At 67.2% G+C, this 13,323-nt stretch carries 10 protein-coding genes and 1 pseudogene; 2 read left to right on the top strand and 9 right to left on the bottom strand.

What is annotated here, in order from left to right; all coding sequences use genetic code 11:
• Window positions 1-199: 199 nt before the first annotated feature.
• Window positions 200-2,092: a hypothetical protein gene (locus tag J8I34_RS19455; RefSeq protein ID WP_209806741.1), complete on the top strand. Its 1,893-nt coding sequence runs from the start codon at window positions 200-202 to the stop codon at window positions 2,090-2,092.
• A gap of 85 nt (window positions 2,093-2,177) precedes the next feature.
• On the opposite strand, the gene J8I34_RS19450 is transcribed toward J8I34_RS19455, so the two are convergent.
• From J8I34_RS19450 to J8I34_RS19425, 6 genes and pseudogenes are all read right to left on the bottom strand, one after another.
• Window positions 2,178-2,969: a hypothetical protein gene (locus tag J8I34_RS19450; protein WP_245176015.1), complete on the bottom strand. Its 792-nt coding sequence runs from the start codon at window positions 2,967-2,969 to the stop codon at window positions 2,178-2,180.
• 367 nt (window positions 2,970-3,336) lie between these two features.
• Window positions 3,337-3,513 (bottom strand): annotated as a pseudogene (locus J8I34_RS19445) (tripartite tricarboxylate transporter substrate binding protein); the annotation flags it as partial.
• A gap of 103 nt (window positions 3,514-3,616) precedes the next feature.
• Complete coding sequence (locus J8I34_RS19440) at window positions 3,617-4,780, bottom strand: acyl-CoA dehydrogenase family protein (RefSeq protein WP_245176014.1); 1,164 nt, start codon at window positions 4,778-4,780, stop codon at window positions 3,617-3,619.
• Between the two features lie 30 nt (window positions 4,781-4,810).
• Window positions 4,811-6,034 carry an acyl-CoA dehydrogenase family protein gene (locus tag J8I34_RS19435; RefSeq protein ID WP_209806739.1) on the bottom strand — a complete coding sequence of 408 codons (1,224 nt, stop codon included), beginning with the start codon at window positions 6,032-6,034 and terminating at the stop codon, window positions 4,811-4,813.
• 13 nt (window positions 6,035-6,047) lie between these two features.
• Window positions 6,048-6,728, bottom strand: a complete 681-nt coding sequence (locus tag J8I34_RS19430) for an enoyl-CoA hydratase/isomerase family protein (protein ID WP_209806738.1) — start codon at window positions 6,726-6,728, stop codon at window positions 6,048-6,050.
• Complete coding sequence (locus tag J8I34_RS19425) at window positions 6,725-7,942, bottom strand: CaiB/BaiF CoA transferase family protein (protein ID WP_209775711.1); 1,218 nt, start codon at window positions 7,940-7,942, stop codon at window positions 6,725-6,727. The genes J8I34_RS19430 and J8I34_RS19425 overlap by 4 nt, the downstream gene beginning before the upstream one ends.
• Window positions 7,943-8,319: 377 nt before the next feature.
• Between J8I34_RS19425 and J8I34_RS19420 the strand changes: the two genes are divergently transcribed.
• Window positions 8,320-9,573, top strand: coding sequence for an alkyl sulfatase dimerization domain-containing protein (locus J8I34_RS19420; RefSeq protein WP_209775710.1), 1,254 nt, complete (start codon window positions 8,320-8,322; stop codon window positions 9,571-9,573).
• Between the two features lie 48 nt (window positions 9,574-9,621).
• On the opposite strand, the gene J8I34_RS19415 is transcribed toward J8I34_RS19420, so the two are convergent.
• From J8I34_RS19415 to J8I34_RS19405, 3 genes are read right to left on the bottom strand one after another with little or no spacing between them, the layout of a single operon-like run.
• Window positions 9,622-10,623, bottom strand: coding sequence for a tripartite tricarboxylate transporter substrate binding protein (locus J8I34_RS19415; RefSeq protein ID WP_209775709.1), 1,002 nt, complete (start codon window positions 10,621-10,623; stop codon window positions 9,622-9,624).
• A gap of 2 nt (window positions 10,624-10,625) precedes the next feature.
• Window positions 10,626-11,963, bottom strand: a complete 1,338-nt coding sequence (locus J8I34_RS19410; RefSeq protein WP_209775708.1) for a DUF1254 domain-containing protein — start codon at window positions 11,961-11,963, stop codon at window positions 10,626-10,628.
• Between the two features lie 13 nt (window positions 11,964-11,976).
• Window positions 11,977-13,287, bottom strand: a complete 1,311-nt coding sequence (locus J8I34_RS19405) for a DUF1254 domain-containing protein (RefSeq protein ID WP_209775707.1) — start codon at window positions 13,285-13,287, stop codon at window positions 11,977-11,979.
• Between the last annotated feature and the right edge of the window lie 36 nt (window positions 13,288-13,323).

Genomic DNA, 13,323 nt, shown 5'->3' with positions numbered 1-13,323 from the left:
AAAAATAGCGAGCCCTTCAGCCTTGTAGAGGCAAGCTTCGCTTTTTGCGCGGCTAGTACTTCAGCAGCCTGTTAGGGCTACAACGGTTGAAGGTGAGTTTGGCTTCTCGCATACTTTTTCACCGAATCTAACCGTCATTAGAGCCAAGAATTCGAGCGGTAAGAGCACGCTATTCAACAGTATTCTTTATGCCATGGGCATGGAGGAGCTCGTCGGCGGCAGGAACGAAAAGGTGCTGCCATACGCGGTGAAGGAGCGATTCGAATACCAAGATAGGCACCTGGAGGTGATTTCTTCGGAGACGCTACTCGCGTTGGAGAACTCCCAAGGGCGTGTAGTTACCCTGCGACGCGCAATCCGCGACTCCCAACGCGACGCCAAGCTGATTGAGGTGTTCGAAGGGACCCGCCTTGGCAACAGCCGCAACGCCTTCGGTGACGGCAAGCCGACCTACCTACACGACGCTGGCGGGGCAAAGCGTGAGGAGGGATTCCACAGATTCTTGGCACAGTTTCTTGGCCTTGAGCTGCCCCTCGTTCCCACAACGAACGGCGGTGAAGCGCCTCTCTATCTGCAGACCATTTTCGCTGCGTTAGCCGTCGAACAGAAGCGCGGATGGACGGACTACATTGCGAACGTTCCCTTCTACGGCATCAGGGATGTTCGAACGAGGGTGGTGGAATTCCTGCTCGGCTTGGGCGTATTCGAGACAAATGCTGCGCGAAACCGGTTAAACATTGACTCACTTGAGATTGACGCCGATTGGCGTCGCCTGGCGTCGCAGCTTCGCAGCACATTGGCCCCATTAGGCTTGGAGTTGAAAGCGCTTCCTGGCGCCCCGACAGCGGAGTTCGACGAAAGCGTTTTCACTCTTCAGAAGCTTTCCGGTGACTCGACTCTGCCGGTCGCTGACTATGTAGCTCAATTGCGCAGCGAGTACCGCTCGCTAGAGACACAGGCGGACAAGTTCAGCAAAGTCTCAGGGACTGAGGCGATTGAGAAAATCGCCGCAGCCAAGGAAGAGTTGCAGCACTTGACGATGCTGTACGAGCGTGCTCTGTCGGCGACCAGTGAACGACGTCTGTCGTTGCGTGATTTCGAGGAACTATTGGCAGAAGCCAATGAAGACTTCGACAAGAACAAAGCGGCGCGAAAACTGCGCGAGCTTGGTGCCAGGCAAGGCCTGCAATCGGCGAGCGGCATCTGTCCGACCTGCAGTCAGCCTGTAGACGACACGCTGCTTGCGGGCATGGTCACCGGCCCGCAAATGGACCTCGACGCGAACATCGCGTACTTGGATAGCCAACGCCGCATGTTGATTCGGCAGATTGCCGGCGTGAGGGACACGATTCAAGAGTCCGAGGTCAAGGTTGCTGAGTTGGCAGCTAGGTCGGCGGCCAAGCGCGACGTGCTTGTCGCGATGCGAGACGACGTGACATCCGGTGCCACCGAATCCAAGGCGATTGTTCGTCGCCAGGTGCAAATTGAGTCCGAAGTCACTTCTTTGCAAGAGGCCGAAACGACGACAATGGAGGCGCTGCGTCAACTGAAGGGCGTATCCGACCGCCTGTTAGCCAACCAAATCGACCGCAAGAAGCTTCCGAAAGAAACGTACACCGAGGACGACTACGAGCGCATTCGCCTGTTCCAGAAGCATTTTCGAGCCAACGCCGGTTCCTTTGGATACGAGAGTGCGCCAATCCGGGACATCGAAATTTCGGACGACAACCTCGTTCCATGTCTGGCACAGATGGAACTCCGAGAGATACGCACCGATATCAAGTCAGATTCCAGCGCGAGCGATTTTGTCCGTCTGATTTGGAGCTATCTCCTTGCGCTACATCAGACATCGGCAACCATGCAGTTCAAGGGCAATCACCTTGGCGTCCTTATGCTCGATGAGCCAGGTCAACATTCGATGGCCGTGGATAGCCAACACGCGCTCCTCAAACAGCTGGCCAGCGAGTCGGGGCTACAGAGCATCATCGCCGCATCCTTCGACGAAAACGAGGACGTTTTCAAACAAGCTACTCAAAATGTTACCTTTAAGCTCATTGAATGGACCGGCAAGCTGCTCCAGCCGCTGATGTGACGATGATGCCGCGCTGGAACTCTCGGAAGTGGAACCTCGACCAGCACTTAAATCCGCCGTGTTCCTAATATCGTTCGAGTTCGTGTCAACCGGCTAGGGCCTGCAGCCAGGGCAAGGCTTTATAGATGGCGGTGCCCAATCCCATGATTGCACCTAGGCCGCTCAAAAGCCAGTGTTCTTTCAGCCATTCACCCACCGCGGAAACTGAGCGCCCGTGCCGCTGCCACCAGGTAGCATGAGTCTTCAACGAACCGTTGTGAGCTCGCTCGGCGAGGTTTGCCAGCACGTCAACTTTGCGCAACGTGGATTGATGCAGCTTCACGAACTCCTGCCCATCGAATGCATCGGCTTCTTGCTGGCCAGTAAGGAAATCGCGAGTGGTGATGTGATTCAGCGCCATGAGCTTCTCAAGACGAGGATGTCCGATATAGGCATTCCCGAACATGCTGACCAAGATGCGAGACAGGTCGTATCGATTGCGCTCGTCAAGCGTGATTGGCTGGCCGCCCAAGGCCCGATGCCGATTCTCAAGGGCCTCGAAACCGTAGTTCGCGTCTCGCATGTTCCAGTGCATCCATTTGCAATGGGTCCTGGCTCGCATGTTGTCGAAGAAGCCCGTCAGCATTTCGCACTCGAGGGCGTCATAGTGGTCCGCAATGCTGTCTAGCAGGCCCTTTCGTTCGGCCACAAGATGGATGGAGAATGAAGTCGTCTGTCCAGAATCCAGATTGCGAACGGCGATGGAGGTCACACGCGGCGAGTGGGGATTCTCGCGGTCGTAGAAGCTTTCACAGGAGTAATGCACCACGACCGTGTGCTCCGGTGCGACGAACAGTTCGTCAAGCTGTTTGCAAGCTCGCTTCCACTTCTTGTGCAAATCTCTCTGCTTTCCCATCCCAAAATCCGCTGAGCCTCAGTGCCGCGCATCATACCTTGCGAGAGGAAGTTCTTCAAAACGCCTCCCAGGAAACACAGTCAATGATATTGCGATAGCCGCGGTCGCAGAGGATTGCCCGTTGGTCTTTGAGGGGCGGCTTGCAATCTTCGCGACGAGGGTTAGATTAGAGGGTGTGCGGGGAAAAAAATTTGCTTGGGTTCCCGCAAAATCGCGGTGCAACAAAGCCGCACGGCGCAAGACTCAACAGTTACGGATATGCCTTGTCAGCGTTGGCTTTGCGGGCGATGAAATGCGCGCAATCCGAATCTGATAGGGTGAGAAAATCCGTAACTGTTCGACCTTGCCACTCGGCGACCAGCCGTGCGGTCTGGTCGGTCACGGTGCCGGCGCCCGAGGGCAGCACCATGCGGATCGGCCGGTTGGGGTAGGCGGCCTCGGCTTGCGCGCCGGGGGCGGCCGCCAGGGCCAGCGCCGCAATGAGGGCAGAGCCGGCCCGGCGGGCGCCGGTGGAATGGTTCAACATGCTGCTGTCTCCGTGCGGCGCATTGGCCGCGCTGTGCCGGTGCGTTGCCGGCTTTCTTGTGAACGGGCGCTCGCCGGCGCCCCGGGTAAGGTCGGATGGCGCCTCAGGCTGCGTGCGCCTGCGCCGCCTGATCAGACTCCGCAAGCCGTTCGTAATGCCAGTCTGCATCGCCGAACAGATTCGCCAGCGCGGCCAGCCGCTTGTAGCAGTGGCCGATCTCCATCTCGTCTGTCATGCCCACCGCGCCGTGCAGCTGCACCACGTCCTCACCAAGCGCACGCCCCGCGACCGACACGAAAGCCTTGGCGAGCGAGACCGCGCGCCGGCGCGCGGGCACATCGCCGTGCAGGGCCGCAGCGGCGGCCTCGGTGATGGCGCGCGCCTGTCCGACGCTGACATACAGGTCCACCAGCCGATGGCGGATCACCTGGTTGGCGGACAGCGGGCGGCCGAACTGCTCGCGCGTCGTCACATAGTCGCGCGTCAGTTCGAAGGCACGGTCCATGGTCCCGACCGCTTCGGCGCAGGCCATCGTAGTGGCATGGTCGATGGCCGCTTCGACCAGCGGCCAGGCGCCATCCACCACGCCGATGCGGGCACTGTCCGGCACGCTGACGCGGCGCAGCGTCACGTTCGCGGTCTGGCGGCCGTCGTAGGTCGGCAGCGATTCGATGTGGATGCCGCGCGTTGCGGCCGGCACGGCGAACAGCGTCAGGCCGTCGCAATCGCGGCGCGCGCCGCTGGTGCGGGCCAGCACCAGCAGCACGTCGGCGCTGCCGCCGGCGAGGACCAGGGTCTTGCGGCCATCCAGCGTCCACCGGCCAGTGGCATCGTCGTGCTGCCGCGCGGTGGTGGCAACGTCGAAGGCGTCATGGCGCCCCTGCGGCTCCCACGCGGCCAGTGCCAGCAGCGTGCGTCCTTCCGCCATCGCCATCGCAGTGGGCACATGCGCCGGATCGCCGCACGCGGCCAGCAGCGGCGCGCACAGCGCGGCATTGGCCAGCCACGGTTCGGCTGGCTGCGCGCGGCCCAGCTCCTCGGCCAGCAAGGCCTGGTCGCTGGCATCGCCGAGGCCGCCGCACGCTTGCGGCAGGCCCAGCGCCAGCCAGCCGAATTCCGCAAAAGCCTGCCAGTGCCTGCGCGAGAAGCCGCCCGGCCCGGCCAGCGCCGCGCCACGCTGCGCGAAGCCGTAGTCGCGTTCGACATAGCGCCGCACGCTTTCCTGCAGCATGCGGCGATCGTCCTGATCGTCCTGAAAGTCGCTCATGAATTGGTTCCTGTTGCAGCCGTGCGGGGACTAGAGTCCCAGCACCTGCCTGGCCAGCAGCTCGTGCTGGATCTCGCTGGAGCCGCCGGCGATGGTGTAGCCGCGGGTGACGAAGCGCCGGGCCGAGGCCGCTGCCGCATAGGCGGATTGCCCCGGCTGCGGCGCCGCCGGCTCGAAATGCGCGGCGCGGTCGTAGGCCAGCGTTTGGGGGCCGAGTGCATCGACGGCCAGGTTCTCGATGTCCTGGATCAGCCGGCTGCCCAGCAGCTTGAGCATGCCGGTCTCCGGGCCCAGCCGTTCGCCGGCGCGCGCCCGCTTTCGAAACCGCAGCACGGTTGCCGCCAGCGTTTCCAGACGCACCTCCAGTTCGCGATACCGGCGCCCAAACCACGGCCGCTGCAGCAGCGGCTGCCCGCCCTCTTCCAGCTCGGCGGCGATGGCGCGTACCTTGGCCAGCCGGCGCCGGTTCTCGGCCACGCGAGCCAGGTTCAGGCGCTCGTGCTCCAGCAGCGACTTGGCGATGGCCCATCCGGCGTTCTCGTCGCCGACGCGGTTGTTCACGGGCACCTCGACGTCATCGAAGAACACCTGGTTGAACAGGTGCCAGCCGTGGATCCCCACCAGCGGCCGCACGCTGATGCCGGGGCTGCGCATGTCGACCAGCAGGAAGCTGATGCCTTGCTGCGCGCGTGCTCCGCTGTCGGTGCGCACCAGGCAGAAGATCCAGTCGGCGTACTGCGCGTAGGACGTCCAGATCTTGCTGCCGTTGACCACGTACACCTCGGTGCCGTCGGGACGGGTCTTGCGCAGCGCGCGGGTCTTCAGCGAGGCCAGGTCGGAGCCGGCGTTGGGCTCGGAATAGCCCTGGCACCACCAGTGCTCCAGATTGAGGATGCGCGGCAGGAAGTACTGCTGCTGCGCGGGCGTGCCGTAGCGGATCAGGATCGGCCCGATCATCTCGATCGAGATGCCGCCGGTCTCCGGCGCGTGGGCCAGCACCAGTTCCTCCTGGAACGCGGCGCGGCGCCCGGCGCTCCAGCCCTGGCCCTCCCACTCGCGCGGCCAGTGCGGCGCGAGCCAGCCGCGTTCGGCCAGCCGGCGCTGCCAGTCGATCATCTCGTCCTTGCTTACCTCCAGGCCGAGGCGCACCTTCTCGCGCACGCCATGCGGCAGCGCCTGCGCGACGAACGCGCGCACCTCGCTGCGGAAGTCCAGCAGCGACGCTTCGCTGTCAGGGGTAACGGATACGCTCATGCGGGGCCTCGCTTCAGTGATGGGTATGCCGGCGGGTGCTGGCGGCGCGCATGCCGCCCTTGATCGCAGCGACGCCGGCGGCGGGGAAGGCGGCAATGGTCGCGGCCAGTTCGCGCGCACGGTCCACGGCTCGCGCGTCGTCGATGACTTCTGTGGCAATGCCAAGCCGCAACAGCTCCGCGGCCGGCACCCGGTCGCCCAGCAGGCACAGCCGCGCCGCCACCGCTTCGGAATGCCGCAGCGCGAGCCACGCCGCGTTGCGCGGTGCGGCCATGCCGAGGCGGATTTCGCCGATCTGCAGGAAGGCGCCGGCGCCGCAGACCATCAGGTCGCCGGCCAGCGCCAGCGCCGCGCCGCCGTTGACCGCATGGCGCTCCAGGGCGACGATCCAGGCCTTGCGGCTTTGCAACAGGGACTCGTGTAGCCGTTCCCAGATCCGCGCAAACGCGGCCATGCCACCGGGCTCCGCCTGCAGGGCCTTCAGGTCCAGGCCCGAACAGAAGGCGCCATCGGCGCCGCGCAGCAGCACGGCGCGCGTTTCGGCATCGGCGTTGATGGTGTCGACGGCATCGGCCAGCGCGCGGGCCAGCGCAGCGTCGATGGCGTTGCGGCGCGCCGGGCGGTTCAGCACGATCTCGGCCCAGCCGGCATGGCGCACCAGCAGCACCGGCGATGTGGCCGGGGTTGCGCTCATGCCGCCTCCTTTTGTTCGCAGCCGATCGCACCGGCGCGGACCAGATCGTTGATCTGCGCGGCGTCGTAGCCGAGTTCGGCCAGCACCTCGGCAGTGTGTTGGCCGAGCCGTGGCACGACGGCTATGTCGTCAGTCTTCATGCTTGCCAGCGTGAACGGCAGTCCAGGAAGTTCCAGGTGGCCGCCCTCGCCGTTGCCGACCGCGCGCAGGATGCCGCCGGCGCGCACGTCATCGGCGGCGCCGACCTGGTGGTAGTCGCGCACCACGCCGACGACGACGTGATGGCGCTCCAGCAACGCTCGCGCGGCGTCGCCACTGAGGTGGCGCAGCGCCTCGCGCAAAATGGCCAGCAACGCGGGGCGGTTCTGCACGCGCAGCGCATTGCTGGCGAAGCGCGGGTCATGCGCCAGCGCGGGCTGGCCGATGGCCTGGCACAGGCGGCCGAAGTGCTCGTCCAGGTATGCCGACAGCACCACGTGCCCGTCCGCCACCGCGATCACGTCGGCCGCGGGCGCGGCCTTGGGCTGGCTGTTGCCGCTGCGCACCGGCAGCGCGCCGGAACACTGGTACTCGGCCCACAGCTGCGCCTGCAGCTGGATGCCGACCCGCAGCAGCGAGGTCTCGACGGTCTCGCCCATGCCGGTGCGCAAGCGGCGGAACAGCGCGGCGAGGATGGCGTTGCCAGCGGCCAGCGCGGTGGCCGCGTCGATCAGCGCGAAGCCGGCCTTCAGCGGTTGCCCGCCGGCCTCGCCGGTGACGGACATCATGCCGCTTTCGGCCTGCGCGGCGATGTCCAGCCCGGGGCGCGAGCGCGACGGGCCGCGCGTACCGAAGCCGCTGATCGCGGCATAGACCAGTTCCGGTTTCGCTGCGCGCAGCGTGCCGGCGTCGAGGCCCAGCGCTTCCATCACCCCGTAGCGGGTGTTATGCAGCACCACATCGCTGGACAGTGCCAGCCGCCGCGCCGCCTCCACGCCAGCGCTGCTGCGCAGGTCCAGCGCGATGCCGCGCTTGCCGCGGTTGTACGCCAGGAACATCGGGCTCTGCGGGCTGGTGCCGTCGAAGCGCCGCGCGCTGTCGCCGCGCAGCGCTTCCACCTTGACCACGTCGGCGCCCAGGTCGGCCAGCATCATGGCCGCGCCGGGCGCCGCGATGAACTGCCCAAACTCCGCTACCCGAATGCCTGCCAGGGGCAGGTCTTGCCGGCTTGCCATGCGTTCCACTCCCGTTCCGTTGATGCGGAGACATCATGTGGCAGCCGCGCCTTTTGCGGCAGATGCCAGGATCGCGGGGGCGTAAACCCACGGTTAGCACCGCGGGCAATCCCGGGCTTCGCTGCCGCCTTAGCGCACCAGGCGACAACCGGGAACTGCCGCGCAACGCCGGCTGCTAACCACCGGTTCACACCGCGCCAGCGTGGCCGGCTCCCGCACCGCGCCGGCGCTGGCCCGACGGGCGATGCGCGTCGGCTTGCGGGGAGTTTCCCCAATCCCATGCGCCATCCGCTTGCGCGACATTGCCGTCAGGGCAAGCCGCATGCATCCGGCCGATGGCGGCAGCCGCATCCATTCTTTTGCTCAGGGAGTCACGCATGCAGGATTTCGAGGACAGGCCTGTCGCGCTGGTCACCGGCGCCGGGGTCGAACCGGTCGACGACGGCGTCTGGCTGTTGCACGGACAGGGACAGAGCTTCGTCGCCGACGTTGGCGGCGGACTGCTGGTGGTCGACAGCGGCCCGGGCGGCCGCGTCACCGCAGGCATGATCGAGGCGTTGCGCACGCAGACCAGCCTGCCGGTGCTGGCACTGTGCTACAGCCACGGCCATATGGGCTACAACGCCGGCGTGCGGCAATGGCTCGACCATGCCGCCGCGTGCGGCGAGCCGGCGCCGCGCGTGCTGGCCCACGTCAACGTGCTGGCGCGCCAGGCGCGCTATGGCGAGACCGCCCGCATGCAGGAACGGATGGCGGAGATCCAGTTCCGCCATCCGGCCGGTGCGCTGGCGGGCAAGCTCAACCATACCGCGCCGACCGAGACCTTCGCGGATGGCCTGACGCTCGGCCACGGCGAGCGTCGCGCCGAGCTGCTGTGGGCGCCCTCGGAGACCGACGATGCGATCGCGGTCTGGCTGCCGGGGCGGCGCGTGCTGTGCGGCGGACCGGCCGTGATCGATTCCATTCCCAATGTCGGCACGCCCTTCCGCACGCTGCGCGATACCGTGCGCTGGGCCGAGACGCTGGAGCGCATGGCCGCGCTGCAGCCGCGTATCGTGGTGCGGGAGTTCGGGCCCACGCTGCAGGGCGCGGCGGAATGCGAACGCGTGCTGGGCCAGACCGCGCGCGCGCTGCGCTGGCTGCGCGCCGAGGTGGTGCGGCTGATGAACGCCGGGTGCAACGAGCGCCAGATGCTGGCCGCGCTGAAGCCGCCTGCGGAGCTGTTCGAGCAGCCGTGGATGCGGCCGACGTACGGCGATCCCAGCTATATCGCGCGCGACATCTACCGCTCGGAAAACGGCTGGTGGGACCGCAACGCGACCACGCTGCACCCGGCCGCGCCGCAGGATGCCGCCGCGGAGATTGCCGCGGCGGTGGCCGACCACGGCGCGCTGATCCGCCATGCGCAAGCGCTGGCCGAACGCGGCGAGACGCAGCTCGCGCTGCATGTGATCGACGTGCTCGCGCTGGCCCCGGGGAATGCGCCCGCGCTGGCCGAGGCGCGCCGGCTCAAGGCCGCGTGGCTGCGCCAGCGCGCCGGACAGGTCAGGAGCTATGTGTCGCGCAGCCTGTATGGCGCCGCCGCCGACATGCTGGAACACGGCGCGGACGACACCTTCGGCATCCACTGAATGCCTGCCCGCACGCCACACGCACGCCTGCGTGCGGCGTGCATGCCGCTACTCCAGCACCACGCCGCTGGCCTTGATCACCGCCGCCCACTTGCGCACTTCCGCATCGATGAACCGCGCAAAGCCGGCACTGTCGCCCGGCTCGGGCTGCAATCCCAGCCCCGCCAGCTTGCTGCGCACGTCCGCGCCGGACAGCACCGCGCTGGCATCCTGGTTGAGCTGGCGCACGATCGCCGCGGGCGTGCCTGCCGGCGCCATCAGGCCGAACCAGCCGTAGCCGGTCACGCCGGGATAGCCCTGCTCGACGAAGGTCGGCACATCGGGATAGACCGGCGTGCGCTGCTCGGAGGCTACCGCCAGCACGCGCAGCTGCCCTGCCTTGATGAACGGCAGCGCCGTCGTGATGGCGGTGAGCGTGGCGTCGACACGGCCGGCCAGCAGCTCGGTGTAGGCAGTGGCGTCGCCACGGTAGTGCACGTTCAGCACCTTGAACTTCGCCTGCGCGCCGAACAGTTCCGCGGTCAGGTGCGGCCCGGACCCGGCACCGGGCGAGGCGAAGGTGACGCCGTCCGCCTTGGCCCGCGCCAGCTTCACGAAATCCGCCACCGAACGCGCCGGCGAATCCGCCTTGACGATCAGGAACACCGGCCCGAGCACGCGCGGCCCCACCGCGATGAAGTCCTTGTGGATGTCGTATTGCTGCGGCAGGCCGGCCGCCGTATTGATGGCAAACGGCGCGGCCGCCCACAGCAGCGTGTAGCCATCGGGAGCGGCGCGGGCCAGCGTTTCGTTGGCGACCCGGGTGCCGGCGCCCGGCTTGTTCTCGACCACGAACTGCTGGCCATACTTGCGGCTCAGCGCTTCGGCCAGCAGCCGTGCCGAGGTGTCGTTGGACCCGCCGGGACCATACGGGGAAAGCAGGCGCACCGTGCGCGCCGGATACGCCTGCGCCAGTGCAGCCAGCGGCGCCAGCGCCGGCGCCGCGCCCAGCAGCGCCACGTCGCGCATGCGTGCCAGCAGGGCCCTGCGCGATATCTTGTCAGCAGTCATCGTCATGCCTCCATGGCCTGGATGCCCGGATACGGGAAGGTCTTGCCAAGGTGCGCCTCGCCGGGCACGTAGAGCCGCAGCGCCACGTAGAAGGGCCCCGCCGGCGCCGGCAGCCAGTTGCCGTGGCGCGCCGCGTCGCGCGGCGCCGCGGCACCCAGGTGCAGGCGCAGGCTGCCGTCCGGCTCGTAGCGCAGGCTCGGCGAGCGGTCGCCCAGCGAATAGCGGCCGATCGGGTTCTCCACCAGCATGCAGTCGCCCTTGTCATACATGGTCAGCGACCAGAACGCGCCCACCTGCGGCAGCTTTCCGGCGGGGAACACCAGCTCGTGCGGCTCGTTGCCGTCAAGCGGGCGTCCGTGCGCGTCGCAGTCGGCGATGATGTACATGGCCTCTTCCATGCCGAGCGCACCGATGTAGTTGCGAGCCACCTGCGCGCGCTCGGCATAGCGCGTGCCGAATGACGCGCCGATCTCGACCGGCAAGCTCCAGCCGCCACCCAGTGCCGAAGGCATCGGCCGGGCCAGTTCGGCCAGCACCTGCTCCATGGCAGCGGCCAGCAGCGCCACCTGCGTTTCCTTCAGCGGCACGCCCTCGCACGCGGCACCGAGGCCGAGCGCGGCGATGGCCTGCACGGTCGCCGCCTCGTCCGCCGGGGGCGGGTTCTCGCGCAGCGCGCGGTTCACCACTTCGGCGTAGCGCCGCACCTGCTGCGCCGACGCGCCGAGGTGTTCGTTGGGCTGCATGCCGACGTCGCAGGCGCGCACCGGGTCGCCGCCGTCCGACAGCGTCAGCCGGAAGCGGTCCTGCAGCGCATGCACCGCGGGCAGGTCGTCGGGCCCGTCCACCAGCAGCCGGCCCAGCAGCCACACCGCATCGGTCGGACAGGCGATGGCGGTGGCGCCAGCCGGCGCTTCGCCCTGCCAGCCGGGACCGTGCAGCAGGAAGCGCCCGGCCTGCGTGCCGGTGGTGCGGCTGCCGATGTAGGCAAACGGGTTGGTATAGAAATCGAGCAGCCCGAGCACGTAGTAGCGGCCGGCGCTGTCCGGCACCTCCAGCAGCAGCGGTCCGTGTGACAAATCCAGCCAGGCGTTGCTGTAGAGCGTGTCGTTGTTGGGCGTGACCACCTGCCGGTGCTGCGGGCCCAGCAGCTGGCGCGTGTGGAAGAACTGGTTGACCCAGCGCAGCGTGCCGTCGGGGCGTGCATCGGCAAAGGCGCCTTCGCGGCGGCGGCGCGGGCAGGTGGCGGCGCGCATGCGCGCCATTTCATAGAGCGGCAGCGTGTACAGCACGGCCTCGCGGGCAAGGGCGAGCGTGCGGGAATCGGCGGTGGATGGCGTCATGGAATTTCGCTCCTCAGGCAACCCGGCGCACCGGCGGAATGCGGTACTCGCCCGCGATAAAGGCCGGCGCGGGATGGTACAGGCGCAGGATCAGGTAGAACGGGCCCGCGGGCGCCGGCAGCCAGTTGTCGGCCTGTTCGGGCCGCCGGTGCGAGATCGGGATGATGAGGCTGCCGTCGGGCTCCATGCGCAGGCCCGGCGTGCGGTCTCCCACCGCGAAGCGGCCGATCTCGTTGGCGCTGAAGAAGCGGTCCTCGCCGTACAGCGAGACCGACCAGAACGCCTGCGCGGGCGGCAGCATGCCGGGCGGGAAGCGCAGTTCGTACGCCCGTGCCCCATGCAGCGGCTCGCTGTCGGCATCGAAATCGGCCATCGCATAAATCGCCTCGTCGGCGCGCAGCGCGCCGAGGCCCTTCATCGCGGTGCAGGCGCGCTGCAGCCAGTCGTCGCCATAGACGCCGAGCTTCAGGCTGTAGCCCCAGCTCTTGCGGCCCTGGCTGCGCGTATGCGCCTCGATCAGCTGCATCGCCTGGCGATATGCGTTCTCCAGGCCGGCGCGGACTTCCGCGCGCAATGCCGTGACATCGATCTCGCCCTCCAGCTTCAGGCCGGCCTTGCGCAGCAGTGTGAACGCGCCCAGCTCGCGTTCGGTGGGCGGATACTCGCGCAGCGCGTTGAACAGGTTCTGGAAGAAGTCGAGCGCCTCGTTGCCGGACTCGCACCAGTCGCGCACGCAGTGCGGCATGGTCTTGCCCGCTGCGTCCAGCGCAAAGCCGCTTTCGAATGCATGGGCCGCGGCCAGGTCGTCGGGGCCCTCCACCAGCACGCGGCCCAGCAGCCAGACCAGCGAGGTTGGGCACGCCACCACATGCCCGCCTTCGGCATGCTGGCCCGGGCCGACCAGCGTCACCGTGCCGCCTTCTGCGGGCACGTTGCGCGGGCCCAGGTTCTCGAAGTTGTTGGTGAAGGCATCCAGCAGCTCCACCACGTAGTAGCGGTCGCGTTGCGGCAGCGGCGGCACCCGCAGCGTGACCGGCCCGTCGGCCAGGTTGGCCCAGCCGCAGAAGTAAAGCAGGTCATTGGCGGGCGTGACGACGTCGCGGTCTTCATGCGTCCACTGGCGCTCGCTCGCCGACAGCGTATTGACCGGCGCGCGGCCATAACCGGTGGCCTCGCTGACCGCGGTCTGCACCTTGCAGGTACGGATCGTTTCGACCAGCGGATAGCCGTAGATCGCCAGCGGGATGGCGGCGGCGGCGACCAGCGCTTCCTGGCCGGAACTGTAGACAGGTGCGGAGAAGAGCTGTGGCGCGGGATGGTTCATGCAGGGACTCCGGAAAAATGGGCGGAAATAGCGGAA

The organism is Cupriavidus phytohabitans (assembly GCF_017815025.1).
Classification (GTDB): Bacteria; Pseudomonadota; Gammaproteobacteria; order Burkholderiales; family Burkholderiaceae; genus Cupriavidus.
Note: the sequence above shows the minus strand (reverse complement) of the source record. Positions and strands in the feature narration are given on the sequence as shown.